23 protein-coding genes are annotated in these 24,043 nt (G+C 70.6%); 7 read left to right on the top strand and 16 right to left on the bottom strand.

The features are described from left to right. Positions 1 to 118 precede the first annotated feature (118 nt). Positions 119 to 679 carry a GNAT family N-acetyltransferase gene (locus tag ACZ3IJ_RS20955; RefSeq protein ID WP_467470246.1) on the top strand — a complete coding sequence of 187 codons (561 nt, stop codon included), beginning with the start codon at positions 119 to 121 and terminating at the stop codon, positions 677 to 679. A 90-nt stretch (positions 680 to 769) separates the two neighbouring features. On the opposite strand, the gene ACZ3IJ_RS20950 is transcribed toward ACZ3IJ_RS20955, so the two are convergent. From ACZ3IJ_RS20950 to ACZ3IJ_RS20920, 7 genes are all read right to left on the bottom strand, one after another. After that, the gene (locus ACZ3IJ_RS20950; RefSeq protein WP_467470243.1) at positions 770 to 2,314 is read right to left on the bottom strand and encodes a type IV secretory system conjugative DNA transfer family protein; all 1,545 of its coding nucleotides are present in this window, start codon (positions 2,312 to 2,314) and stop codon (positions 770 to 772) included. Positions 2,315 to 2,316: 2 nt separating this feature from the next. Then, positions 2,317 to 3,720, bottom strand: coding sequence for an ATP-binding protein (locus ACZ3IJ_RS20945; protein ID WP_467470241.1), 1,404 nt, complete (start codon positions 3,718 to 3,720; stop codon positions 2,317 to 2,319). A 36-nt stretch (positions 3,721 to 3,756) separates the two neighbouring features. Beyond that, positions 3,757 to 5,310, bottom strand: a complete 1,554-nt coding sequence (locus ACZ3IJ_RS20940) for an SCO6880 family protein (RefSeq protein ID WP_467470239.1) — start codon at positions 5,308 to 5,310, stop codon at positions 3,757 to 3,759. Next, a complete protein-coding gene (locus tag ACZ3IJ_RS20935; protein WP_467470237.1) occupies positions 5,307 to 6,659 on the bottom strand; it encodes a hypothetical protein in 1,353 nt (450 codons plus the stop codon). Before ACZ3IJ_RS20935 ends, ACZ3IJ_RS20940 begins: the two co-directional genes overlap by 4 nt. Next, complete coding sequence (locus ACZ3IJ_RS20930) at positions 6,649 to 7,476, bottom strand: DUF8175 domain-containg protein (protein WP_467470235.1); 828 nt, start codon at positions 7,474 to 7,476, stop codon at positions 6,649 to 6,651. The genes ACZ3IJ_RS20935 and ACZ3IJ_RS20930 overlap by 11 nt, the downstream gene beginning before the upstream one ends. Positions 7,477 to 7,538: 62 nt before the next feature. After that, positions 7,539 to 7,847, bottom strand: coding sequence for a hypothetical protein (locus ACZ3IJ_RS20925; RefSeq protein ID WP_260230621.1), 309 nt, complete (start codon positions 7,845 to 7,847; stop codon positions 7,539 to 7,541). A gap of 278 nt (positions 7,848 to 8,125) precedes the next feature. Beyond that, entirely contained in the window at positions 8,126 to 8,914 is a 789-nt protein-coding gene (locus tag ACZ3IJ_RS20920; protein ID WP_467470233.1) for a hypothetical protein, read from the bottom strand. 176 nt (positions 8,915 to 9,090) lie between these two features. On the opposite strand from ACZ3IJ_RS20920, the gene ACZ3IJ_RS20915 reads away from it, so the two are divergent. Together ACZ3IJ_RS20915 and ACZ3IJ_RS20910 are read left to right on the top strand one after the other, a co-directional pair. Continuing rightward, entirely contained in the window at positions 9,091 to 10,119 is a 1,029-nt protein-coding gene (locus ACZ3IJ_RS20915; RefSeq protein ID WP_391800242.1) for a C40 family peptidase, read from the top strand. Positions 10,120 to 10,312: 193 nt separating this feature from the next. Further along, positions 10,313 to 11,029, top strand: a complete 717-nt coding sequence (locus ACZ3IJ_RS20910) for a phosphatase PAP2 family protein (RefSeq protein ID WP_467470230.1) — start codon at positions 10,313 to 10,315, stop codon at positions 11,027 to 11,029. A 239-nt stretch (positions 11,030 to 11,268) separates the two neighbouring features. Here the strand turns inward: ACZ3IJ_RS20910 and ACZ3IJ_RS20905 are convergent, their stop codons facing one another. Beyond that, positions 11,269 to 11,427: a hypothetical protein gene (locus tag ACZ3IJ_RS20905; RefSeq protein ID WP_467470228.1), complete on the bottom strand. Its 159-nt coding sequence runs from the start codon at positions 11,425 to 11,427 to the stop codon at positions 11,269 to 11,271. A gap of 100 nt (positions 11,428 to 11,527) precedes the next feature. Between ACZ3IJ_RS20905 and ACZ3IJ_RS20900 the strand changes: the two genes are divergently transcribed. Both ACZ3IJ_RS20900 and ACZ3IJ_RS20895 read left to right on the top strand, forming a co-directional pair. Further along, positions 11,528 to 12,334 (top strand): SCO4651 family lipoprotein, encoded by an 807-nt coding sequence (locus ACZ3IJ_RS20900; protein ID WP_467470282.1) that lies wholly within the window; start codon positions 11,528 to 11,530, stop codon positions 12,332 to 12,334. A gap of 109 nt (positions 12,335 to 12,443) precedes the next feature. Continuing rightward, a complete protein-coding gene (locus tag ACZ3IJ_RS20895) occupies positions 12,444 to 12,629 on the top strand; it encodes a hypothetical protein (protein WP_467470226.1) in 186 nt (61 codons plus the stop codon). A 64-nt stretch (positions 12,630 to 12,693) separates the two neighbouring features. On the opposite strand, the gene ACZ3IJ_RS20890 is transcribed toward ACZ3IJ_RS20895, so the two are convergent. Then, positions 12,694 to 13,044 carry a metal-sensitive transcriptional regulator gene (locus ACZ3IJ_RS20890; RefSeq protein WP_391800246.1) on the bottom strand — a complete coding sequence of 117 codons (351 nt, stop codon included), beginning with the start codon at positions 13,042 to 13,044 and terminating at the stop codon, positions 12,694 to 12,696. Positions 13,045 to 13,237: 193 nt separating this feature from the next. On the opposite strand from ACZ3IJ_RS20890, the gene ACZ3IJ_RS20885 reads away from it, so the two are divergent. After that, on the top strand, positions 13,238 to 13,858 hold the full coding sequence (locus tag ACZ3IJ_RS20885; RefSeq protein ID WP_361436756.1) for a DUF47 domain-containing protein: 621 nt from the start codon (positions 13,238 to 13,240) through the stop codon (positions 13,856 to 13,858). Positions 13,859 to 13,864: 6 nt separating this feature from the next. Beyond that, the gene (locus tag ACZ3IJ_RS20880; protein ID WP_352192558.1) at positions 13,865 to 14,863 is read left to right on the top strand and encodes an inorganic phosphate transporter; all 999 of its coding nucleotides are present in this window, start codon (positions 13,865 to 13,867) and stop codon (positions 14,861 to 14,863) included. 544 nt (positions 14,864 to 15,407) lie between these two features. Here ACZ3IJ_RS20880 and pstB read toward each other — a convergent pair. The 7 genes from pstB to ACZ3IJ_RS20845 form a co-directional block, all read right to left on the bottom strand. After that, on the bottom strand, positions 15,408 to 16,184 hold the full coding sequence (gene pstB, locus ACZ3IJ_RS20875; RefSeq protein WP_467470223.1) for a phosphate ABC transporter ATP-binding protein PstB: 777 nt from the start codon (positions 16,182 to 16,184) through the stop codon (positions 15,408 to 15,410). Between the two features lie 28 nt (positions 16,185 to 16,212). Then, positions 16,213 to 17,292, bottom strand: a complete 1,080-nt coding sequence (gene pstA, locus ACZ3IJ_RS20870) for a phosphate ABC transporter permease PstA (protein WP_391800247.1) — start codon at positions 17,290 to 17,292, stop codon at positions 16,213 to 16,215. Then, on the bottom strand, positions 17,289 to 18,266 hold the full coding sequence (pstC, locus tag ACZ3IJ_RS20865; RefSeq protein WP_467470221.1) for a phosphate ABC transporter permease subunit PstC: 978 nt from the start codon (positions 18,264 to 18,266) through the stop codon (positions 17,289 to 17,291). Before pstC ends, pstA begins: the two co-directional genes overlap by 4 nt. 107 nt (positions 18,267 to 18,373) lie before the next feature. After that, entirely contained in the window at positions 18,374 to 19,510 is a 1,137-nt protein-coding gene (pstS, locus tag ACZ3IJ_RS20860) for a phosphate ABC transporter substrate-binding protein PstS (protein WP_467470219.1), read from the bottom strand. 575 nt (positions 19,511 to 20,085) lie between these two features. After that, positions 20,086 to 20,487, bottom strand: a complete 402-nt coding sequence (locus ACZ3IJ_RS20855; protein WP_467470217.1) for an NUDIX hydrolase — start codon at positions 20,485 to 20,487, stop codon at positions 20,086 to 20,088. Then, positions 20,484 to 21,503: a CHAD domain-containing protein gene (locus tag ACZ3IJ_RS20850; protein WP_467470216.1), complete on the bottom strand. Its 1,020-nt coding sequence runs from the start codon at positions 21,501 to 21,503 to the stop codon at positions 20,484 to 20,486. The genes ACZ3IJ_RS20855 and ACZ3IJ_RS20850 overlap by 4 nt, the downstream gene beginning before the upstream one ends. Continuing rightward, complete coding sequence (locus tag ACZ3IJ_RS20845; protein WP_467470214.1) at positions 21,490 to 23,817, bottom strand: RNA degradosome polyphosphate kinase; 2,328 nt, start codon at positions 23,815 to 23,817, stop codon at positions 21,490 to 21,492. The genes ACZ3IJ_RS20850 and ACZ3IJ_RS20845 overlap by 14 nt, the downstream gene beginning before the upstream one ends. Between the last annotated feature and the right edge of the window lie 226 nt (positions 23,818 to 24,043).

Raw genomic sequence — 24,043 nt, 5'->3', positions numbered from 1 at the left:
AGCGGGCGGCGGCGGATCGTCCGACCGTGGACGGGAGCGCGGCGGGTGACGTAGTACCGGGGTACGACGGGAAGAAAGAGCTTGTCGGGGGCGGTGGGCCGCGGCGAGGATCAGGACCATGGACTATTCGATACGTGTCATCCGCGCCGACGAGTGGGAGCAGACCCGCGAGATCCGGCTCGCCGCCCTGCGGGACCCGGTGGCGGGCATCGCCTTCCTGGACACCTACGAGGACGCCGTCGAGCGGCCCGACTCGTTCTGGAAGGAGCGCGCGGAGGGCGCGTCCGAGAGCGGGACGAAGGTCCGTCAGTTCGTGGCCGAGGCGCCCGACGGGAGCTGGGCGGGCACGATCTCGCTGCTGGTGGAGCGGCCGTCGGACGACGTGCGGCTCGGTGAGGCGGCGGAGGTCGACCAGACGCACATCGTGGGCGTGTACGTGCGGCCGGAGGCGCGGGGGACGGGTGTGATCGACGCGCTGTTCCGGGCGGGCGTGGAGTGGTCCTGGTCGCTGCCGGAGCCGACGGTGCGGCGGGTGCGGCTGTACGTGCACGAGGACAACGCGCGGGCCGCCGCCTTCTACCGGCGGTTCGGGTTCGTGGCGACGGGGGTCCGGGTGGCGATGCCGGGGGACGACTCCGCGCACGAGGTGGAGTACGAGGTCCGGCGGCCGGCGGTCTGACGTCGGGGCATGGTGGCCGGGGTCTGACGTCGCGCCCGGTGGCCGGGTGCGCCTGACGCCCCGGCGGAGGCCAGGTGGGGTGCGCTGGGGCTAGGGCTGGGGCTGGGGCTGGGGCTGGGGCAGGGGCTCGGGCCAGCGGGCGCGGGCCTGTTCCTGGGAGCGCAGCAGGACCAGGGTCGGCAGGCCCTGGTCCCGGCCGTCCGCGAGCAGCTCCGGCAGACGGGGAAGGGGAGCCACGGCGGCGACGTCGTCGAGGACCAGGGTCATTGGTGGGTCGAGCCGACCGTCGGATGACCGTGCGGCCATGCGGCGGCCGTGCTCGACCACGCTTGCGGCGAGGGCGGTGAGCAGGGGCATCCCGCCGGGGCGGGTGCGCGGGTCCTCGATGGTTTCACCGACCACATAGAGGGTGCCCCCTTCGGCGACGAATGATTCCAGCGTCAGCGAATCCGTTCGATTCGGGATGCAGGCGTCCCTGATGTGGACCGAGGAGAGCGAGGAGAGCGCACGGGCCGTCAACTCCTGGGCGATCTCACGCCGTTCCGGGTGCGCGGTGAGCGCGGACTCCAGGAGGCCGGCGTGTCCCGAGGCGGCCTTGGGGTGCGTGCGGAGGATGCGTACGGGCTCGTGGGCGGCCGTGCCCTGGGCCCAGCGGTGGACCTGCTTGAAGGGGCGGTCGTCCAGGGCGGCGGCGTGCAGCCAGCAGCGCAGGAGCGTTTCGGCGGTGTCGGCGACCGCGACGTCCAGACGGGACGGCGGGCGTACGGGGGCGAGGAGGGCGGCCGCCCGCTCCTGGGCCCTCGCCGGGTCCTCGCACCCCGCGGACGGGGACCAGTGGAGGCGTGCGGGCGTGTCGCAGAGGTGCCCGGGGTCGTAGAGCAGGACGGGGCCGAGCTTCCCGCGGGCGTCCTTGGTGTCGGCCCAGAGCGTCGGGTCGGAGGTGACGACGAGGAGGGGGCCCTCGGCGTCCTGGATCGCCTGGACGGCCGTGGGGCGGCGGTCGGCCGGGGTGCCGTACACGATGCCGAGGGAGGTCGGGGCAGGCGACGGGGGCGGGGTCGGCGCGGGCGGCCGGGACTCGGCCGGAGGGTGCTCCTCCCGAGGCTTCCTGGGTGCGGGCGGCTGCTGTACGACCGCCTGCGGCGCGTCCTGCGGCGGCGCGGCCTCCATGAGGTCCTGGGCGGCCGCACGGCGCGTGCTCGTACCGGCACCCGCGCTCGCACCGGTACGCGTACCGGCACTCGCACTCGCCCCGTACGCGCCGACGCGGCGGGTCGCCCGGACCGTTCTCCAGCGTGCGAGCGTCCCCACCACGAACACCGTGAGAACCACCAGCACCATCAGCTCGCCGATGAGCAGGCCCCAGAACAGGCCGTACCCCGACAGCTCGCCCGCCGGGGTGTCCGGCCAAGCGCCCGGCAGGTCCTGCGGGCTGCCGAGCAGCGAACGGACGGCCATCGGAGTCCGGGTGAAGGTGACCCCTGCCGGCCAGGCGCCCTTCGACAGCAGGGCCGCCAGACCGGTCGCCGTCCACGCCAGCACCGTCAGGCCGACGGGCACGCCGACCAGCGCCAGCACCAGCCCGTCCGGGACTCCGCCCTGCTGCCGCTCCCGCGGGCCCTTCGCCATCGCCATCGTCACGCCACCGTCGACCGGGAGGGATCGTCGAGCTGCCGCTCCATGAGGGCGGCCCGCTGCTCCGTCTCCCACTCCAGTTCGGGGTCGAGGGCCGGGTCGGCCGACGACTCCGTCATGGCGCGGTCGGTGTAGACGAGCGGGCGTTCCTTCTCGGTGATGAGGTGCTTGACCACCTGAACGTTGCCGTTGACGTCCCAGACCGCGATACCGGGGGTGAGCGTCGGGATGATCTCGACCGCCCACCGTGGCAGGCCGAGTACCCGTCCCGTCGCCCTCGCCTCGTCGGCTTTCTGGGCATAAATGGTCCGGGTGGACGCCATCTTGAGGATGGCCGCGGCCTCGCGGGCGGCCGCGCCGTCGACGACGTCGGAGAGGTGGTGCACGACGGCGACGAAGGACAGGCCGAGCCGGCGGCCGAACTTGAGCAGCCGCTGGAACAGCTGCGCCACGAACGGGCTGTTGATGATGTGCCAGGCCTCCTCGACCAGGAAGATGCGCTTCTTCCGGTCGGGGCGGATCCAGGTGTGCTCCAGCCACACGCCGACGATCGCCATGAGGATCGGCATGGCGATGGAGTTGCGGTCGATGTGCGACAGGTCGAAGACGATCAGCGGCGCGTCGAGGTCGATGCCGACCGTCGTCGGGCCGTCGAACATGCCCCGCAGGTCGCCGTCGACGAGCCGGTCCAGGACGAGCGCGACGTCCAGACCCCAGGCGCGTACGTCGTCTATGTCGACGTTCATCGCCTCCGCCGACTCCGCCTTGGGGTGGCGGAGCTGCTCGACGATGTCGGTCAGGATGGGCTGTCGGTCGGTGATGTGCTCGTTGACGTACGCGTGGGCGACCTTGAGCGCGAAGCCGGATCGCTCGTCGAGGCCGTGGCCCATCGCGACCTCGATGATCGTACGGAGCAGGGCCAGCTGCCCGGTCGTGGTGATCGACGGGTCGAGCGGGTTGAGCCGGATACCGGCGTCGACGGCGACCATCGGGTCGAGGCGGATGGGAGTTATCCCCAGCTCCTGCGCGATGAGGTTCCACTCGCCGACGCCGTCCTCGCCCTGGGCGTCGAGGACCACGACCTGCCGGTCGCGGAACCGCAACTGCCTCAGGACGTACGTCTTCTCTAGCGCGGACTTGCCGTTGCCGGACTCGCCGAGGACGAGCCAGTGGGGGGCCGGGAGCTGCTGCCCGTACAGCTGGAACGGGTCGTAGATGTAGCCCTTGCCGCTGTAGACCTCGCGGCCGATGATCACGCCGGAGTCGCCGAGGCCGGGCGCGGCGGTGGGCAGGTAGACGGCCTGGGCCTGGCCGGTCGAGGTGCGGACGGGCAGGCGGGTCGTCTCCACCTTCCCGAAGAGGAAGGCGGTGAAGGCTTCTGTGAGGGCGGAGAGTGGATCTCGCATGTGGGCGGGCCCCTTAGCGGCTGGCGGCTGGCGGCTCTAGCGGCGGATGCCGGTCGCGAACGGCAGGGTGTTCACAAAGGCCCGGTGGTGCTCGCGGTCGCACCACTCCAGCTTCAGATACGACTTGCCGGCGGAGGCCCTGATCGTGCGCTTGTCCCTGGCCAGGGCTTCGGGCGAACGCGACGACACAGTGATGTACCCGACGAGGTTGACGCCCGCCGCGCCACTGGCGAGATCTTCACCCCGCTGGTCGAGCCGGCCGTGCGCGGCGATGTCGCGGGGGTCGACCGTGCGGTTCATCTTGGCCTGGCGGGAGGCCTCGGCCTCGTCGTTGGTCTTCTCGGTGAGCATGCGCTCGATGGCGACCTCGGTGGGCTCGAGGTCCATGGTCACGGCGACCGTGCGGATCACGTCGGGGGTGTGGACGAGGAGCGGGGCGAGGAAGTTGACGCCGACGGGGGTCATCGGCCACTCCTTCACCCAGGCGGTGGCGTGGCACCAGGGGGCGCGGGTGGACGACTCACGGGTCTTGGCCTGGAGGTAGGTGGGCTCCATGGCGTCGAGTTCGGCGGGCCAAGCGTTTCGTTTCGTCATGGCCTGGATGTGGTCGATGGGGTGGTCCGGGTCGTACATGGAGTGCACGAGGGAGGCGAGCCGGGACTGGCCGAGGGGCTGCCGTACGCGGATGTCGGCCTCGGCGAGGCGGGCGCAGATGTCGGTGAGCTCGCGGGCCATGACGACGGCGAGGCCGGCGTCGCGGTCGAGCTTGCGGGCGCCGGAGGTGTGGCGGGCGGCGCGGGCCATGGCGTTGGCCTCGGCGGCGAGTTCGCGGGTGTAGTGCATGCAGGCCACGAGGTAGGCGCGGTGCTGCTCGCTGGAGGTGGAGACCATCGACTGGAGCTGCTCGTACGACTCCTGGAGCCAGCCGGGGGCCTGTGCGTCGCCACGCTGGGCGACGTCCTTGGCGTGGGCGTCGGGGTCGGCGGGGAGGGTACGGGCGAGCATCTGGAGGCGGGTGACGAAGCCGTCTCCGTTGGCGACGTGCTTGAGGAGGGTGCCGAAACGGTCCACCAGGGCTTCCTGGTCCTCGCTGTCGCGCAGGCCGACGCCGGGGCCCTCGATCTCGATGGCGGCGGTGACGGTGCGGCGGTCGGCGTGGAGGAGGACGGCGATCTCGTCGGGACCGAAGGGCGCGGCGAGCCAGCTGATCCGTCCGATGCCGGGCGGCGGCCCGACCTCGACCTCACGGCCGTCGATCCGGGTGCCGGCCTCGGCGGCGGCGGAGCGGTAGGCGGTGCCGCGCTTGAGGGAGCGCTTGTAACTGCGGTTGATCTCGAACCACTTGTAGAAGGTGCGGTGCTTGTACGGCACGTACACGGCGGCGAGCGCCAGGACGGGGAAGCCGACGAGCAGCACGATCCGCAGGGTGAGGGCGGGGACGAGGAGTCCGCTCATCATGCCGAGGAACGCGCCGGCGATGATCAGGGCGATCTCGCCGGTCTCGCGGTTCTTGCCGACGATCGCGTTCGGCCGGGCACGGCCGATGAGATACGTACGGCGGGGCGTGACCGGCTGGGACTGGGTCGTCAACGCCCTCCACCTCCAGTGCTTCCTGTGTTGTTGCGGCTGCTGTGCGGGGTGCCCGACGTCGGGCTGCTGCTACGCGGTGGGGGTGCGGCGGAGGGGACAGTTCCGCCGCCGCCCCCGGTGCCCCCGGAGCTGACGGCCGTGCCACGGCTGCTGTGGGCGGCGACACCGCCGGAGAGCGGGTTGGCGGGGCGCGGGGCGCCACCGCTGTTCTGGGTACCGCCGCCGCTGTCGCGGGTGCTGTGGGTCTTGATGCCCTGGGAGACGAGGGAGGCGGGGGAGGAGATGACGGCGGCGGCGGCGTTCTCGCCGGCGCGGTGGAGGCGGTTGTTTCGGGAGGCGACGATCTCGTCGCCGAAGCCGGGGACGAAGCGGTAGATCATCGCGGAGGCGAAGATGGCGAGCAGGATGATCGCGAGGCCGGAGACGACCGCGGAGAAGGAGTCGGGTCCGGTGCCGGAGGAGAGCGCGCCGGCGAGGCCGAGGACGATGACGATGACCGGCTTCACGAGGATGATCGCGATCATGATGCCGGCCCAGCGGCGGACGTGGCCCCACATGTTCTTGTCGACGAGGCCGGAGTAGACGACGACGCCGAGGAGGGCGCCGACGTAGAGCATGACGGCGCGCAGGAACAGCTCGAGGTAGAGGACGCCGGCGGCGAGGATGCTGACGAGCGAGACGATGATCAGCATGATCGGCCCGCCGCCGATGCTGTCGCCCTTCTGGAGGGCCTCCTTGAAGCTGCCGAAGAAGACGTCGGTCTGTTGCCCGGTGCCGGAGGCGATGACCTCGGTGACGGCGTCGGTGGCGTTGACGACGGTGTAGAGGATGAGCGGGGTGAAGGCGGAGGCGAGGACGGTCAGCCAGAGGAAGCCGATGGCCTCGGAGATGGCGGTGGTGAGGGGGACGCCTCGGATGGCCCGCTTGGCGACGGCGAGGAGCCAGAGGAGGAGGGTGAGGAAGGTGGCGGCGGCGAAGACGACGGCGTAGCGGCCGAGGAACTCGAGGTTGGTGAAGTCGACGTCGGCGGTCTCTCTGACGGCCTTGGAGAGGGCGTCGACGATCGAGACGGCGGCGTCGGCGCAGCCGCGGGCGAGGGAGGAGAGGGGGTCCAGGGCGGCGGTGGGATCGGCCACGGAACGGCCGCTGCCGGCGCCGTTGCTCTGGCCGTTTTCGCAGTAGTCCTTCGCCGGCCCGACGATGAGGTCGCACTCCTCCTTGCCGGACGGCGAAGGCGAAGGCGTTGGCGTCGGCGCCGCGTAGGCGCGAGAGGCCAGAACCACGGCTGCGGTCTGGACGGTGGCCAACACTCCGATCAGCCGGAGCGGAGGACGGGGCCTAGCGGGCATAGGTGAAGCCTCCGTACTCCTCGACCGCCTTGGCGATGGCATCGGCGTCGGAGGCGGTGCGGTCGGTGTTCACCGGGGCCGGCCCCTCCTTCTGGGAGAAGCTCTCGACCTTCCAGTCGTTGTCTGCCCAGCGCAGAGCGAGTGTGATGGTGAACCAGTCGTTCGTCACTGGATTGGTGGAGCTGACCCCAGCCGTGCCGAACACGCCCGTGCACCAGACTTCGACCGTCGCAGCACGGTTGGAGAACTGCGTCACTTTGGTGCCGACCGGTGCGGTGCGGGACACGTAGGTCAGACCGGTCGCTGCCTTGCCGTTCGCGTCGAGCCCCAACTTGTCGAGGAACTCCCGGCTGTATGCCTTGTCGAAGCTGGCTTCGAGTTCGGCGACCTTGTCCTGGACGAACAGTTGCCCGACGATCTCGCTGCGGCGACCTGGATTCAGGATGTCGGCCGAGACCAGCGCCACGGAGTAGTTGGCGGCCGCGCTCTGCGCGCCCTGTTCGGTCTGGGCGAAGCCCGTGGGGATCGGGCCGGATTTGCCCGTCACCGGGCGGACGCCCGTCGCCGCGGTCGGGTTTCGGGCGGCCGAGGGGTTGGCGTCCGTCTTCTCCGGGTCGCCGCCCCCTCTGTTCGCGAAGGCGATCGCGGCGATCAGGAGGACCACCACGCCCACCACCGTGATGAGCGAGCGCGAGCTGCGGGCGGTCGGGGGGCGGCGGGTGTCGTCGTAGGGGTCGCCGCTGCCGCCCTCCGGGAGGCGCGTGCGGGTCTGGCCCGAGCCGCCGCCGAAGCCGCCGTTGTCGTCGCCGAGGCTCATGACAGGCACGCCCTCTCAACCGTGTGGTGACTGGACATCAGGAAAAGAACCGACCTCGGTGGTTAGACGGCCATCCCGTACACGATCGTGAACAGCGTGCCCAGCGACCCGATGATGAAGACGCCGGTGAGACCGGCCACGATCAGGCCCTTGCCCTGCTCGGCGCTGAACGTGTCCCGGAGTGCGGTCGCGCCGATGCGCTGCTTCGCCGCTCCCCAGATGGCGATGCCGAGACAGAGCAGGATGGCCACGGCCATCACGACCTCGATCATCACCTTGGCCTCGTTGCCCAGGCTCCCGAAAGGCCCCCAGTTCGGGGCGATTCCACCGATGATGGTGGTGATGTCGCCTTCTTCGGCCGCCAGGTACATGTAACTCACCGCCCCTGTTGGGTAGTTCGTCGCCCCTGCCCGATGGCATGGGTCATCGCCCTATCTTCGCTGATGAAACCGCTCGCGTGTGACGGCTTGACGGCTCTCTTTACCCGATCCCCGCACACTTGACCGATCCCACCGTCTTGACCTGCGGTGAGGTGGCCGGTTTCTATGCGAAGAAGCGTATGGTCACTCTGTGTATCACGGAGGGTGACTCCGGGCAATGACTGTCGTTGTTACACCTCAGGCCGCGTACACGGCCCGAGGTGTCGCCGTCATCCGCCCGCGTACGGGGTGTCGACATGGCTGACTTCGTAGAGGCCGGCCCCTGCCACGCGGTAGAGAGCCGTACGGGTCAGCGTGTTGACCGCGAGGGGCTCGCCGTCGCGGCGTGTGCGGTGGACGACGGTCACGGCCGGCGGGGTCACCGCGAGGGAGACCACCGGAGTGCGGTCGCCGAGCGACTCGGTGGCGAAGGGGACCGGGGTCCCGTGGTCGTTCCGCCAGACGACGAGCGTGTAGAAGCGGCCCGTGCCCGGTGTGGTGATCTTCACGACGCCCACGGCGTCCGCCGCGCCGTCCCCCACGAGCCGGCCGATCGCGCACTGGGGCTGGAGGTCTACCTGGACGCCGTCCTCGTGCTCCCAGTGGCCGTCGGTGAGCCGCATCCCCGGGCGCGGGTAGTCGGGCAGCTTGACGAGGTCGGTCTGCACGCGGGCGTTGCGGAGTTGATCGCATGTCAGGGCGCGCGCGGGGTGGTGGGAGGGTGAAGCCGTACGGGTCGGGGACGCCGTACGGGTCGGGGACGCCGTACGGGTCGGGGACGCCGTACGGGTCGGGGAGGCCGAACCGGTCGGGGGTGCCGTACGGGTCGGGGGTGCCTCTGCCGTCGGCTTCGCGCCTTCCGAAGGCCTCGCGCTCGGCTTCCCCGACGCGCCCGGCGTGCCCGCGCCGGTGCCGTCGTCCGGGCCGCAGGCGGTCAGCAGGCTCGCCGCAAGCGTCGCCGTCAGGGCGGCGACCGCCAGCCGTGTCACCCGTGTCAGATGGTTCGCGTCGTGGCTCATGATCGTCCCCCTGTGTGGCCGGTTCCCGCTGTTCGACGCGACGAGAGACGCCCCCGCCTCCGGCCGGGGTTGCAGGTTTTTGTCCGAAACGGGTAACAGGGTGCCCACCCCTGGAGCGGGTGTCGCACCTAGACTTGTCGTTCGATGGACTGCCAAGAGCCCAGGGGTGGTTGACGGTGCGTAGGGCGCGCAAGGCATGGCTGGTGGCCGGTGGGGTCTTCGGCGTGTGCCTGAGCTTCGTCGCGCTGCTCGTCGTCGGTACGTACGCCGCCGCCGCCGGTCTCTTCGGGGGCGCCGGGGACGCCAGGAACGGCACCGTGGGGCTGGCCAAGGGAGCCGTGCCCGCCGCGTACCAGGGGCTCGTCCAGCAGTGGGGGAACCTCTGCCCCGCCATCAACCCGGCCCTGCTCGCCGCGCAGCTCTACCAGGAGAGCGGCTGGAACCCGAGGGTCGTGTCGCCGGCGAACGCCATGGGCATCGCCCAGTTCATTCCCGGCACCTGGGCCGGCCACGGCATCGACGGGGACGGGGACGGCGACCGGGACGTGTGGGATCCCAAGGACGCGATCCCCTCGGCCGCCTCGTACGACTGCGAGCTCGCCGGCTATGTGAAGGACGTGCCGGGCGATGCCACGAACAACATGCTCGCGGCGTACAACGCGGGTGCCTACCGGGTCATCAAGTCCGGCGGTGTGCCGCGGATCAGCGAGACGCAGAACTACGTACGGATCATCCGGTCGCTGGAGAAGAGCTTCGCCCGGCCCGTCGGCCGCGTCGAACCCTCACGGCAGGCCGCCGGAGCGATCTACTACGCGCAGCAGAAGCTCGGGACGCCCTACCTCTGGGGCGGTACCGGAACCGCGGCCCAGAATGGCCGATTCGACTGCTCCGGGCTGACCCAGGCCGCGTATCTCAGCGTCGGGATCGAGCTGCCGCGTGTCGCCAACGACCAGTACAACGCCGGTCCGCACCCCTCCCGCGACGAACTGCTCCCCGGCGACCTGGTCTTCTTCTCCGACGACCTGACGAACTCCCGCGCCATCAGGCACGTCGGCATCTACGTCGGCGGCGGCTACATGATCGACGCGCCGCGAACCGGTGCCGTCATCCGTTTCGACAAGATCGACACGCCTGACTATTTTGGTGCGACCCGGGTGACCAAGGACGGCGCGGCGGCTCTGCCGACGCATCTGCCGCAGAGCTGACACCGCGTCGGCCGGGCAGCGGCCATGGCCGGAACTCTCCGTTAAGCACAGGCCCTGAGCAGCGACGACGCGTCACTCTTCGGTAACGTCGGAGTGATCGTCGAGGAAGAGCGGAACGTACGCCTCAGGCGGTTCGTTCCCTGATCCGACCGCTCACGGTCGACTCACGTGACAAGGCAAGGGGCCGCAGCAGATGGCTGGACTCGCATCGGACGTTTCGAACCCCGATGTCAGCCTGCTCTACGACATCAACGGGCTGGCGCGGGAAGCTCCGCCCTGGCTCGACCGTGTCATGGGTTTCGTAGGCGAGTACGGGATCATGCTCGCCCTCGTCCTCGTCGCGCTCTGGTGCTGGTGGAGCGTCCGCCGCCGCGGCACCCTCACCGATTCCGTCTCGGCCGTCGCCGCGCTCGTGTGGGCCCCGCTGGCCGCCGGCGTCGCCGTGCTCGTCAACGTCCCCATCCGGGGCTTCGTCGAACGGCCCCGGCCGTTCAACGACCACCAGGGCCTCGAGGTCCTCGTCGACGGCAAGACCGACTTCTCGTTCGTCTCCGACCACGCCACCCTGGCGATGGCCATCGCCGTCGCGCTCTTCGTCGCCCACCGCAGGCTCGGCCTCGCCGCCATCGGTCTCGCCTTCGCCGAAGGCTTCTGCCGGGTCTACATGGGCGTCCACTACCCGACCGACGTCATCGGCGGCTTCGCCCTCGGTACGGCGGTCGCGCTGCTGCTCGCGCCGATCGCCCACGCCCTGCTGACCCCGCTCGTCTCGGCGATCGCCCGCTCCAAGCACGGCGCCCGGCTCGTCCGCTCCCGGAGCGCCGCCGACCGGTCCTCGCTGCCGGAGACCCTGGACATCCCCGAGCCCCGGCTCGGCCAGGGGACCGGGGAGAACGATCTCGCCGCCTAGAGGGTTCAGCCTCGACGGGTGGTCCGCGCCGAACCGTCAGAGGGCCCGCACTCCGCCCTGGTGGAGTGCGGGCCCTCTCGTATGACCGCCGGCCCCAGGTGGGGGGATGTCTGTGCCGGCGGCAGGAGCGGCCCACCATGCGCTCCACGCCCGCCTGCCCCGCGTCCCTCGATTCATGCGTGCCCGAACTGCTGCACCCAAACGCGCACAGGACGGCGGTGAATCCGAGGGGCCGGCGGCTACGCCGTCTTCCGCGCGTCCGTCGTGTGCGTCGCCGCGTCCGTGCGGGCCTTGTCCCGGGATCTCCGCGCCGGGCCCTTCCAGCCGCAGCTGCAGCGGGCGACCGCGAAGGAGCCTCGTTCGGTCGTGGTCACGTGATGCGGGGACTGCTCGTGCACGGATCCACCGTACTGCGCGTGACGGGTCGTCCAGGCCGTCGTTATGCGGATCGGGCGGGTCCCGGACAAGCAGCGGTACGGCGTTGGGGGTTGGCAGGCGATGGTGGTGCAGCGGTACGGGCGTCCGGGAGCGGCGTGGGCCGTCGCCGCGGCGCTGATGGCGGGCGGATGCTCCGAGGCGCAGGACGCCAAGCCCGGCGGAGACCCGACGCGGACCGTGCGGGGCGCGGCCGAGGTACTGACCCGGGCCGGCACCTCCAAGGCCAGCACCAGCATGGAGATGGCGGCCGGCGGGACGCGGGTGACCATCCGCGGCGAGGGCGGCTACGACTTCCGCCGCCGCACCGGCAGCCTCCAGGTCGTCCTGCCCAAGGACCCCGCCGGGGCCAGTGAGCACCGGCCCATCACCGAACTCCTCGCACCCGGCGCCCTCTACATGAAGAACCGCGGCGCCGGCGTCCCGGCCGACAAGTGGGTCCGCGTCGACACCACCACCCTCGACGACGGCAACCTCATCACCGGCGGGGCCACCGACCCGGCCGCGGCGGCCGAGCTGCTGCGCGGCGCGCAGCGGGTGACCTATGTCGGCGAGGTCGACCTGGCAGGGGCGAAAGTCAGCCACTACCGCGGCGTCGCGGACCTCGCGGTGGCCGCGCGGGCCGCCTCTCCGCAGGTGCGCGGTGCGCTCGCCGCGGCGGCGAAAGGGTTCGCCAAGGACACCGTCCCTTTCGACGTGTATCTGGACGCGGAAGGCCGGCTGCGCAAGGTGCGGCACCAGTTCACCTTCGCCAACCAGGGGCGTACGGTCGCGGTCGCGTCGACGACCCTGCTGTACGGGTTCGGCACCCCCGTCGACGTGCGGCTGCCGCACCGTAAGGACATCTACACCGGGAAGATCAAGGTGTAGGGGCGGCGGGAAGCCACCCGCAGGCCATTCCCAAATGGTCCGGACGAGTCATGCGCGGTGCGTGGCGCGCTCCCTACGCTGGGAGACCGACGCCGGCAGGAAGAGGTGAATGCGCGTGGCTCCGCCCAGTACCGCGACAGTCCCCACTGACCAGGACTGCGTCGCTCTCGCCGAGATCGAGCTCTGCGGTGAACTGATCATCGCGGCGTCGGCGGCCGACGGGGAACGGCTCAGCGACGACCGGATCGACGAGGTGCTGAGGGTCGCGACGGAGCGGGCCGGCGGCTGCTGCTGACCGGCCGCCGTTCACCGGCCGCCGCTGACGACCGGCCGGGGCCGTCGTCGGCGGCCCCGGGTCCTCAGGTACGCATCATCCGCGCGATGGCCTTCGTGGCCTCCTCGACCTTGGCGTCGATCTCGTCGCCGCCCTTGGTCGCGGCGTCGGCGACGCAGTGCCGCAGGTGTTCCTCGAGGAGCTGGAGCGCGAAGGACTGCAGGGCCTTGGTGGAGGCGGAGACCTGGGTGAGTATGTCGATGCAGTACGTGTCCTCGTCGACCATCCGCTGCAGACCGCGGATCTGGCCCTCGATCCGGCGCAGCCGCTTGAGGTGCTCGTCCTTCTGCTTGTGGTAGCCGTGCACGCCGTGGTCGTGGTCGGTGCCGGGTGCGGCAGTGTCGGGGGTGACCTCGGCCGCCTCGGTGGTCGTCATCGCGTCCTCCCGTTGTCCAGAAAGGGTAGCTATACCCCTCGTGGGTATATGGTACCGATCCCCGCCGATCCGGGCGGGGGCCCGTGCAGATCACTGTGCCTGATGGGCGACACTGAAGGGACGCCGGTTAGCCGTGGCCGGATGATGCGCCTAGCATCAGCCTGACCGAAACCCAGCACCCCGAGGACCCCACGTGCGATTTCGTCTGACCCCCAGGGAGACGAGCTTCTACGACATGTTCGCCGCGTCCGCGGACAACATCGTCACGGGCTCGAAACTCCTGATGGAACTGCTCGGAGCGGAGCCTTCCGCCCGGGCCGAGATCGCGGAGCGGATGCGAGCAGCGGAGCACGCCGGTGACGACGCGACCCACGCCATTTTCCACCAGCTGAACTCCTCGTTCATCACGCCGTTCGACCGCGAGGACATCTACAACCTCGCGTCCTCCCTCGACGACATCATGGACTTCATGGAGGAGGCCGTCGACCTGGTCGTCCTCTACAACGTCGAGGAGCTGCCCAAGGGCGTCGAGCAGCAGATCGAGGTGCTGGCCCGCGCGGCGGAGCTGACCGCCGAGGCCATGCCGCACCTGCGGACGATGGACAACCTCACCGAGTACTGGATCGAGATCAACCGGCTCGAGAACCAGGCCGACCAGATCCACCGCAAGCTTCTCGCCCACCTCTTCAACGGCAAGTACGACGCCATCGAGGTCCTCAAGCTCAAGCAGATCGTGGATGTGCTGGAGGAGGCGGCCGACGCGTTCGAGCACGTGGCCAACACGGTGGAGACCATCGCGGTCAAGGAGTCCTGAGGCTTCGTGGACACCTTCGCGCTGATCGTGACCATCGGTGTCGCGCTCGGCTTCACGTATACCAACGGCTTCCACGACTCGGCGAACGCCATCGCCACCTCGGTGTCGACGCGGGCGCTGACCCCGCGGGCCGCCCTCGCGATGGCGGCGGTGATGAACCTCGCCGGCGCGTTCCTCGGCAGCGGTGTCGCCAAGACCGTCAGTGAGGGCCTGATCGAGACGCCGCACGGCGACAAGGGGATGGGCATCCTCTTCGCCGCGCTCGTCGGCGCGATCATCTGGAACCTGGTCACCTGGTACTTCGGCCTGCCGTCCTCCTCCTCGCACGCGCTGTTCGGCGGCATGGTGGGCGCGGCGCTGGCCGGCGGTACGGAGGTCATCTGGGGAGGGGTCCTCGACAAGGTCGTCATCCCGATGTTCATCTCGCCGGTGGTCGGTCTGATCTGCGGCTACCTGGTGATGTGCCTGATCCTGTGGCTGTTCCGCAAGACGAACCCGCACAAGGCGAAGCGCGGCTTCCGTATCGCGCAGACGGTGTCGGCGGCGGGCATGGCGCTGGGCCACGGTCTGCAGGACGCCCAGAAGACGATGGGCATCGTGGTGATGGCCCTGGTCATCGCCGATGTGCAGCAGTCCGGCGACGACATCCCGGTGTGGGTCAAGATCGCGTGTGCGGTGATGCTGTCGCTGGGTACGTACGCGGGTGGCTGGCGGATCATGCGGACGCTCGGCCGGAAGATCATCGAGCTGGACCCGCCGCAGGGGTTCGCGGCGGAGACGACGGGTGCGTCGATCATGTTCGGCTCGGCGTTCCTCTTCCACGCGCCGATCTCGACGACGCATGTGATCACGTCCGCGATCATGGGCGTGGGCGCGACGAAGCGGGTCAACGCGGTGCGGTGGGGTGTCGCGAAGAACATCATCCTCGGCTGGTTCATCACGATGCCGGCCGCGGCGATCGTGGCGGCGCTGAGCTTCTACGTGGTCCAGCTCTTCTTCGGGTGAGGGTGGCCACGGCGGGTGGGGTGCTGCTGGGGGTCCGGGGGTTATCCCCCGGGGGATGCGGTATCACGGTGCCGGCCGCGGCGATCGTGGCGGCGCTGAGCTTCTATGTGGTCCAGCTCTTCTTCGGGTGAGGGCGGCCACGGCGGGCGGGGTGCTGCTGGGGGTCCGGGGGTTATCCCCCGGGGGATGCGGTATCACGATGCCGGCCGCGGCGATCGTGGCGGCGCTGAGCTTCTATGTGGTCCAGCTCTTCTTCGGGTGAGGGCGGCCACGGCGGGCGGGGTGCTGCTGGGGGTCCGGGGGTTATCCCCCGGGGGATGCGGTATCACGATGCCGGCCGCGGCGATCGTGGCGGCGCTGAGCTTCTACGTGGTCCAGCTCTTCTTCGGGTGAGGGCGGCCACGGCGGGTCGGGCGGCAGCCCGGCCCCCCACAAATGGTCGGGCCCGGCTCCCCTGTAGGGGAGCCGGGCCCTTTCGTCTGCGGTGGCACCGCCATGCAGCACCGCAGGACGCCACGCGGCCGAGCCGCATGGTCTGTGTGGGCTATCCGAAGCGGCCGGAGATGTAGTCCTCGGTCGCCTGGACGCTCGGGTTGGAGAAGATCCGCTCGGTGTCGTCCAGCTCGATCAGCTTGCCCGGCTGGCCCACGGCCGCCAGGTTGAAGAACGCCGTACGGTCCGAGACACGGGCGGCCTGCTGCATGTTGTGCGTCACGATGACGATCGTGAAGCGCTCCTTCAGCTCGCCGATCAGGTCCTCGATCGCCAGCGTCGAGATCGGGTCGAGGGCCGAGCAGGGCTCGTCCATCAGCAGGACGTCCGGCTCGACCGCGATGGCGCGGGCGATGCAGAGACGCTGCTGCTGGCCGCCGGAGAGGCCGGAGCCCGGCTTGTTCAGGCGGTCCTTGACCTCGTTCCAGAGGTTCGCGCCCTTGAGGGAGCGCTCGACGATGTCGTTGAGCTGGGACTTCTTGTACGAGCCGTTCAGCCGCAGGCCCGCCGCCACGTTGTCGAAGATCGACATGGTGGGGAAGGGGTTCGGGCGCTGGAACACCATGCCGACCGTGCGCCGCACGGCGACCGGGTCGACCCCGGTGCCGTACAGGTCCTGGTCGTCCAGGAGGACCTTGCCCTCGACGCGGCCACCGGGGGTGACCTCGTGCATACGGTTCAGGGTGCGCAGGAACGTGGACTTGCCGCAGCCGGAGGGGCCGATGAAGGCCGTCACCGAGCGGGGCTCGACGGTCATCGAGATGTCGTCGATCGCCTTGTGGGCGCCGTAGTAGGCGGAGAGGCCGCTGACGTCGATTCGCTTGGCCATATCAATTCACTTCCAGAGGTGACCGCGGTCAGCGGCCGGTCTTCGGGGCCTTCCAGCGGGCGATGCCGCGGGCCACCAGGTTGAGGATCATGACGAAGGCGATCAGGACGAGCGCGGCGGCCCAGGCGCGGGCCACGGCGGCGTCGGTGCCGACCGCGTACTGCTCGTACACGTAGAGCGGCAGCGAGGACTGGGCGCCTTCGAAGGGGTTCGGGTTGATCAGCTTCGTACCGAACACGAGGAGCAGGATCGGGGCCGTCTCACCGGTGATGCGGGCGACCGCGAGCATGACGCCCGTGGTGATGCCGCCGATCGCGGTGGGGAGGACCACCTTCAGGATCGTGCGCCACTTCGGGATGCCGAGCGCGAGGGAGGCCTCGCGCAGCTCGTTCGGGACGAGCTTGAGCATCTCCTCGGTGGAGCGGACGACGACCGGCATCATCAGGATCGCGAGGGCCATCGCGCCGGCGAATCCGGAGGGCCCGAAGCCCAGCATCAGATTCCAGGTGGCGAGGATGAAGAGGCCCGCGACGATCGACGGGATGCCCGTCATGACGTCGACGAAGAAGGTGACGGCCTGGGCGAGCTTCCCGCCGCCGTACTCGACGAGGTAGACCGCGGTCAGCAGGCCGATCGGCGCGGCGATCAGGGTCGCGATGAGTACCTGCTCGATCGTGCCGAGCAGCGCGTGGTAGACACCGCCGCCGGCCTCGGCGTCGAGGACGCCGTTCATCGAGTGGCTGAGGAAGTACGGGTCGAGGACCGCCAGGCCCTTGCTGATCGTGACCCAGGCGAGGGAGAGCAGCGGGATCACGGCCAGGATGAAGCAGACCCAGACGAGGCTGGTCGCGACCCGGTCCTTGGCCTGCCGGCTGCCCTCGACCTTGGTGGTGATCGCGTACGTCGCGAGGACGAAGAACAGCGCGGCGATCAGGCCCCACTGGATGCGGCTGTGCCAGCCGGCCGCGAGACCGAGGCCGACCGCGGCGGCGATCGACCCTATGGCGGTGGCGAGCGGGGTCCAGCGGGGGAGCCGGGCGTGCTGGAGCGGGTCGTGCTTGACGACGCTCTTCACGGGCGGGCGGTCCTGTATGGCGTGGTGGCTCATGCGTTGGCCCCCGAGTACTCCTTGCGGCGGGCGATGATCCATCGGGCCGCGCCGTTGACCAGCAGGGTGATGACGAAGAGGACGAGGCCGGAGGCGATCAGCGCGTCACGGCCGAACTCGTTGGCCTCGTTGAACTTCGCGGCGATGTTCTGGGCGAAGGTGCCGCCGCCCGGGTCGAGCAGGTGACCCGAGATGAGGAAGCTGGGGGAGAGCACGACGGCCACGGCCATCGTCTCACCGAGCGCGCGGCCGAGGCCCAGCATCGAGGCGGAGATGATGCCCGAACGCCCGAAGGGGAGGACAGACATGCGGATGACCTCCCAGCGCGTGGCGCCGAGGGCGAGGGCGGCCTCTTCGTGCATCTTCGGGACCTGGAGGAAGACCTCGCGGGTCACGTTGGTGATGATCGGGAGGATCATGATCGCCAGCAGGATGCCCACGGTGAAGAGGGAGCGGGCGACGCCGTCGCTGGACTTGTCGAAGATGTACGTCCAGCCCAGGTACTGGTCGAGCCAGAGGTTCAGTCCGGCCAGGTAGGGGACGAGGAAGATCGCGCCCCAGAGGCCGTAGATGATGCTGGGCACGGCGGCGAGCAGGTCGACCACGTACGCGAGCGGCTTGGCCAGCTTGCGCGGGGCGTAGTGCGAGATGAACAGCGCGATGCCGATCGCGACCGGCACGGCGATGACCATGGCGATGATCGACGAGACGACCGTGCCGAAGGCGAGGACCGCGATGCCGAAGACCGGCGGGTCGCCCGCGGGGTTCCACTCGAAGGTGGTGAAGAAGTTCGTGGAGTCCTTGGAGACGGCGAGGATCGCGCGGTAGGTGAGGAAGCCGGCGATGGCGGCCATGATCACCAGGAGCGTGATGCCGGATCCCCGGGACAGTCCGAGGAAGACCCGGTCGCCCGGGCGGGACGAGCTCTTCGCGCGTCGGCTGTTTCGTATCGGTGGTGTGGTTGTCGTAACCATCGGTCTCTCCGGTCTGCGGAGACGTACTGCGTACGGCTCCTGGCGGCGGTGCACCGGATGCCGGGCCGGTCCGTCACGCGGGGCGACGGACCGGGCCCGGCCGGGGATCAGGACAGGGTCGGGACGATCTCGCGGACCTTGGTCGCGATGTCGGCCGGGAGCGGGGCGTAACCGGCCTCGGAGAGGACCTTCTGGCCCTCCTCGCTGACGGTGTAGTTGAGGAACGCCTTCAGGGTCGGCAGGGTCTCCGCCTTGTTGCCCTTGTCGCAGGCGATCTCGTAGGTGACGAGGATCAGCGGGTAGGCGCCCTCGGCCTTGGTGGCGTAGTCGAGGGAGAGGGCCATGTCCGAGCCTGTGCCCTTGGTCTTCGCGGCGGCGATGGCCTTGGAGGCGTTCTCCGGGGTGGCCTCGACCGGGGCGGAGGCGCCGGTGTTCACCTTGACGGTGGAGATCTTGTTGGCGGTCGCGTAGGAGAGCTCGAAGTAGCCGATGGAGCCCTCGGCGTCCTTGACCGCGGTGGCGACACCGGAGGAGCCGTTGGCGGCCTGGCCACCCGGGGCGGGCCACGACTTCGTCTTCGGGTCGTGCTTCCAGTCGGCCGGGGCGGCGGTGGAGAGGTACTTGCCCAGGTTCTGGGTGGTGCCCGACTCGTCGGAGCGGTGGAACGCCTGGATGTTGGTGTCCGGCAGCTTGACGCCCGGGTTCAGCTTGGCGATCGCCGGGTCGTTCCACTTCTTGATGTCGGTGTTGAAGATCTTGGCGATCGTGGAGGCGTCCAGGACCAGGTTGTCCACGCCGTCCAGCTTGTAGCCGATGGCGATGGGGCCACCGACCATCGGCAGGTTGATGCCCTTGCCGGTCTTGCAGATCTTCGCCGACTCGGCGACCTCTTCGTCCTTCAGGGCGGAGTCGGAGCCCGCGAAGGCGACCTGGCCCTGGTTGAACTTGGTGATACCGCCGCCGGAACCGATGGCCTGGTAGTTGACCTCGACGCCGGAGCAGGCGGCCTGGAAGTTCTTGACCCAGAGGTCCATGGCGTTCTTCTGCGCGGAGGAGCCCGCGGCGAGGAGCTGGCCCTTGGCGCCGTCGCACTTGATGTTCGACGCGGCGGCCGAGGTCTTGTCGCCGTTCGCCGGGGTGCCGCTGTTGTTGTCCGAGCCACACGCCGACAGCACGAGGGCGCCGGAGACGACGAGGGCACCGATCGCGGAGGCGCGAAGCCCGTTCATGCGCGAAAGCTTCACTTTCGGGTGTTCCTTCCAGAAGCCGCCAGCCGCGGACCGGTTGTCCTGAACGTTGTACGGCGGTGTGTGTCGGGGTGCCGGGTGCAGCGCTGTGCCTCTGCACCGTGTACGACCGAAATTAGGCAGAACAGGTGAAGCGGCCGACGGGGGAGAGTGAACGGAAAGTGAACCGTGCCGGAAGGCGCGGTGCGGGGCCCTCGGGCGGGCGGCGGAACACGGGGCCCGGGGGCGACGGCCCCCGAGGCGCTGCGGGCCCCCGCCCGGCCGGGGCCGGGCTCGGCCGACCGCCGCCGAGGCGGTGCTGCCGACCCCGCGGCGGTACGGCCGGCCGGCCCGGTGCCGCCGAGTGGCGGGCGGGGGCTGCCGGACGTCTGGGGCCGACTGGACGTCGGGATTGCCGGGCGGTCGGGACCGGCGGACGCCGGGCCTGCCCGGCGTCGGGGGCCGTGGGCTTGCGGGGGCTGTCGATCGTCGGTGCCGCCGGGCGTCGGTCCTGCCGGGCGTCGGTCCTGCCGGGCGTCGGGGCCACGCGGCGCCGGGCCACCCGGCGCCGGGCCGGTCGGGCGGCGGGGTGGTTAGAGCGGCAGGGCGTCCAGGAGTGTTCGGTCGCGGGGCTGGGTCAGGCGCAGGCGTGCCCTGTCACGGGGGAGCCACTCCACGCGGTCGACCTCCTTCGACGGGGTGAAGGTGCCGCCGAGGGCGCGGGCCGACCAGTACGTGACCTCCTTCGGCTGCCCGTTCGCCCAGTAGCGGGCCGACGGGAGGCGGGCGCCCAGGACGCAGGACTGGCCGGTCTCCTCCCGTACCTCGCGCAGCGCGCACTCCTCGACGGACTCGTCGCGCTTCAGCTTCCCCTTCGGGTGTGACCAATCGTCGTACTTCGGCCGGTGGACCAGGGCGATCTCGATGCCCTGGCCCGAGGGAGCGGGGCGCCACAGGACGCACCCCGCTGCGAGGATCGGGGCTGGTGAGGTCATGACACGGGCGCCGTGGCGGGCTGCCAGGCGCGTTGGAAGGCGAAGCGGGAGGCTTCCACCTCGTGGCGCTGATCCGCGTGGAGGACGCCGAGGGCGTACGCGGTGGCGGGGGCGATACGGGGTGTGCGGGCCGCGGCGGCGGCCGCCGCGGCCGCCTCGGAGGCGTCGCGGTGGCGGTTCAGCGCCCGGCCGGCCTCGTCGAGGACCGGGTCGGGGGTGGCGTCGCCGTTCAGCACCTCGCAGGCGTACCGGTGCAGCCGGAGCAGCAGCCGGGTCTGGTGCCAGGGCGCGTCCTGGGCCTCGCCCGCCGCGAGACCGAGGGCGTCGGCGTTGTACGGGTGGGCCGCACGGGCCAGCGGCAGGACGGAGACCGCGTCCAGGAGGCGGCGCTCGACGACCGCGGCCGGGGCGTCGAGGACCTCGATCGCCTGGGCCGCCCCCGCGGGCCCGAGCGGAACCTCGGAGGCCAGGAGCGCGACGGCGTCCGCGACCGCGTGGAAGCGGGAGGAGCCCAGCGCCTGGAGGGCGGCCGAGTGGGCGCGCGTCCGGGCCAGGGTGAGCTGGCGTTCCAGCAGGGCGCCGGCCCGGGCGGCGCCGACCGTCAGGCCCGCGCTCTCGGCACCGCGCGCGGCGGGCACGGGTCCCCCGGGGCCCGGGGCGCCGGAGCCGTGGCCCCCGTTCGACAGGCGGGACAGGGCGTCCACCAGTCGGATGAGCCGGGCGGTGCAGGCGTGCTCCAGGGCGAGCGTCCCGGAGAGCCAGGCCAGCTCCGTGCGGAGCTGGTCGGCCCAGGGGGCGTCGAGGAGCGGACGGAAGGTGTGCAGCGTGCCGCCGATGCGGCGGGCGGCGGCGCGCAGGGACCGGGCGGCCTCCTCCGCGCCGGCGGTGTCCGCCCCGCTCTCCGTGTGCAGGCGCAGGGCGCGCAGGAAGTCTCCGGCCCGCGCCTGGAGGTAGGGGGAGAGGACCTCTCCCGCCGTGACGCCCGCGGTGGCGGAAAGGTGGTCAGGGTTGTGCACGCCGGCGCCTCCGCGCGTCGATGAGCATCTCCTGCACGTGCCGCAGGGGCTGGCCGTCGGCGTCGGTCGCGTGCCGCGTCCAGTTCCCGTCCGGGCCGAGGTGCCAGGAGGAGGTGGTGTCGGACATTCCGGTCTCCAGGAGCCTGCTCAGGGCCGCCCGGTGGGCCGGGTCGGAGACCCGGACCAGCGCCTCGATGCGCCGGTCGAGGTTCCGGTGCATCATGTCGGCGCTGCCCAGCCAGACCTCGGGCTCGCCGCCGTTGCCGAAGGCGAAGACCCGGGAGTGTTCGAGGAAGCGGCCGAGGATCGAGCGGACCCGGATGTTCTCGGAGAGGCCGGCGACGCCCGGGCGGATCGCGCAGATGCCGCGGACCCAGATGTCGACCGGGACGCCCGCCTGCGAGGCCCGGTAGCAGGCGTCGATGATCGCCTCGTCGACCATCGAGTTGACCTTGATCCGGACGTAGGCCGGGCGGCCCGCGCGGTGGTGGGCGATCTCCTGGTGGATCCGGGAGACCAGTCCGTCCCGCAGGGACTTCGGGGCCGTGAGCAGCCGGCGGTAGGTCTCCCGGCGGGAGTAGCCGGAGAGACGGTTGAACAGGTCGGAGAGGTCCGCGCCGACCTGCGGGTCGGCGGTCAGCAGGCCGAGGTCCTCGTAGAGCCGGGCCGTCTTGGGGTGGTAGTTGCCGGTGCCGACGTGCGAGTACCGGCGTAGGACGTCGCCCTCCTGGCGGACCACGAGGGACAGCTTGCAGTGCGTCTTCAGGCCGACGAGGCCGTAGACGACGTGGCAGCCGGCCTCCTCCAGCTTGCGCGCCCACTTGATGTTGGCCTGTTCGTCGAAGCGGGCCTTGATCTCGACGAGGACGAGGACCTGCTTGCCGCTCTCGGCGGCGTCGATCAGCGCGTCGACGATCGGGGACTTGCCGGAGGTCCGGTACAGCGTCTGCTTGATCGCGAGGACGTCGGGGTCGGCCGCGGCCTGCTCCAGGAAGGCCTGGACGGAGGTGGAGAAGGAGTCGTACGGGTGGTGCAGCAGCACGTCCCGTTCGCGCAGCGCCATGAAGATGTCGGGCGCGGAGGCGGACTCGACCTCGGCGAGGTCCCGGTGGGTGCCGGCGACGAATTTCGGGTACTTCAGCTCGGGCCGGTCGAGCCCGGCGATCCCGAAGAGGCCGGTGAGGTCGAGCGGACCGGGGAGCGGGTAGACCTCGGCGTCGGAGACCTTCAGCTCGCGGACGAGCAGGTCGAGGACGTACGGGTCGATGGACTCCTCGACCTCCAGTCGGACCGGCGGGCCGAAGCGGCGGCGCAGCAGCTCCTTCTCCAGGGCCTGGAGCAGGTTCTCGGTGTCGTCCTCCTCGACCTCGAGGTCCTCGTTCCGGGTCACCCGGAACATGTGGTGGGCCAGTACCTCCATGCCGGGGAAGAGCTCTTCCAGGTGCGCCGCGATGACGTCCTCCAGCGGGACGTACCGCTCGGGGGAGGCCTCCAGGAAGCGGGAGAGCAGCGGCGGCACCTTGACGCGGGCGAAGTGGCGGTGACCGCTGACCGGGTTGCGTACGACGACGGCCAGGTTCAGGGAGAGGCCGGAGATGTACGGGAAGGGGTGCGCCGGGTCCACGGCCAGCGGGGTGAGGACCGGGAAGATCTGCTGCCGGAACAGGGTGAAGAGACGCGCCTGCTCCTTCTCGGTCAGCTCGGGCCAGCGGATCAGGTGGATGCCCTCGTCGGCGAGGGCCGGGGCGACGTCCTGTTGGTAGCAGGCGGCGTGCCGGGCCATGAGCTCGCGCGAGCGGGTCCAGATCAGCTCCAGGACCTCGCGGGGCTGCAGACCGGAGGCGGAGCGGGTGGCGACGCCGGTGGCGATGCGGCGCTTGAGGCCGGCCACGCGCACCATGAAGAACTCGTCGAGGTTCGACGCGAAGATCGCGAGGAAATTAGCCCGTTCGAGGAGGGGGGTGTTGGGGTCCTCGGCCAGTTCGAGGACGCGTTCGTTGAACGCGAGCCAGCTGCGCTCCCGGTCGAGGAAGCGGCCCTGGGGAAGTTCGCCGTCCGTGCTGTCGTCCTCGTACGCGTCGAGATCGGCGTCGAGGTCCGGGTCGAGGTCGGAGCCCCGCTCCGGGTTGACGGTGTGCGGGCGGTGCGCGGCTATGGAGCCGACCGTGGGCTGGGCGTTCTGCCGCGTGGTCGGCTCGCCGCTCCGGGTGCTTTTCGCGGCGGGCTTCGCGGACGGCTTCGCGGGAGTCTTGGGGGCCGTCTTGGCGTTCTTCGCGGACGGCTGGACCGGGACCTCGGCAGGCTGCTTGCTCATGGCCCCATTCTTCCGCGCGAAGGGGTGGTCGGGCGCGTCGGAGCGGGCCGTGGGCGCGGGGAGTCTCCCTTTGGGGAGCGCGTTGGGGGTCGCGGGCACGACGGGCTTCATTGCGTGAGCGTCGCAAGCGCGTCTGAATGGCCGGTAACGACGACATGACGTGCGGGAATCCATGCGCAACGTGTGCCGCTACGAAATCCGGGAGCGGACGGGCGAGAGGTAGCAC

Source organism: Streptomyces sp. NPDC013317, from assembly GCF_055563155.1.
Note: the sequence above shows the minus strand (reverse complement) of the source record. Positions and strands in the feature narration are given on the sequence as shown.

Bases quoted from the DNA above. Each gene is read 5' to 3' on its own strand.
- ACZ3IJ_RS20900 (WP_467470282.1), top strand. From the start codon at position 11,528: ATGGTGGTGCAGCGGTACGGGCGTCCGGGAGCGGCGTGGGCCGTCGCC.
- ACZ3IJ_RS20890 (WP_391800246.1), bottom strand. From the start codon at position 13,044: ATGACGACCACCGAGGCGGCCGAGGTCACCCCCGACACTGCCGCACCC.
- ACZ3IJ_RS20910 (WP_467470230.1), top strand. From the start codon at position 10,313: ATGGCTGGACTCGCATCGGACGTTTCGAACCCCGATGTCAGCCTGCTC.
- ACZ3IJ_RS20925 (WP_260230621.1), bottom strand. From the start codon at position 7,847: ATGTACCTGGCGGCCGAAGAAGGCGACATCACCACCATCATCGGTGGA.
- pstB (WP_467470223.1), bottom strand. From the start codon at position 16,184: ATGGCCAAGCGAATCGACGTCAGCGGCCTCTCCGCCTACTACGGCGCC.
- ACZ3IJ_RS20930 (WP_467470235.1), bottom strand. From the start codon at position 7,476: ATGAGCCTCGGCGACGACAACGGCGGCTTCGGCGGCGGCTCGGGCCAG.
- ACZ3IJ_RS20845 (WP_467470214.1), bottom strand. From the start codon at position 23,817: ATGAGCAAGCAGCCTGCCGAGGTCCCGGTCCAGCCGTCCGCGAAGAAC.
- ACZ3IJ_RS20920 (WP_467470233.1), bottom strand. From the start codon at position 8,914: ATGAGCCACGACGCGAACCATCTGACACGGGTGACACGGCTGGCGGTC.
- ACZ3IJ_RS20935 (WP_467470237.1), bottom strand. From the start codon at position 6,659: ATGCCCGCTAGGCCCCGTCCTCCGCTCCGGCTGATCGGAGTGTTGGCC.
- ACZ3IJ_RS20950 (WP_467470243.1), bottom strand. From the start codon at position 2,314: ATGGCGATGGCGAAGGGCCCGCGGGAGCGGCAGCAGGGCGGAGTCCCG.
- pstC (WP_467470221.1), bottom strand. From the start codon at position 18,266: ATGGTTACGACAACCACACCACCGATACGAAACAGCCGACGCGCGAAG.
- ACZ3IJ_RS20895 (WP_467470226.1), top strand. From the start codon at position 12,444: ATGCGCGTGGCTCCGCCCAGTACCGCGACAGTCCCCACTGACCAGGAC.
- ACZ3IJ_RS20855 (WP_467470217.1), bottom strand. From the start codon at position 20,487: ATGACCTCACCAGCCCCGATCCTCGCAGCGGGGTGCGTCCTGTGGCGC.
- ACZ3IJ_RS20955 (WP_467470246.1), top strand. From the start codon at position 119: ATGGACTATTCGATACGTGTCATCCGCGCCGACGAGTGGGAGCAGACC.
- pstA (WP_391800247.1), bottom strand. From the start codon at position 17,292: ATGAGCCACCACGCCATACAGGACCGCCCGCCCGTGAAGAGCGTCGTC.
- ACZ3IJ_RS20945 (WP_467470241.1), bottom strand. From the start codon at position 3,720: ATGCGAGATCCACTCTCCGCCCTCACAGAAGCCTTCACCGCCTTCCTC.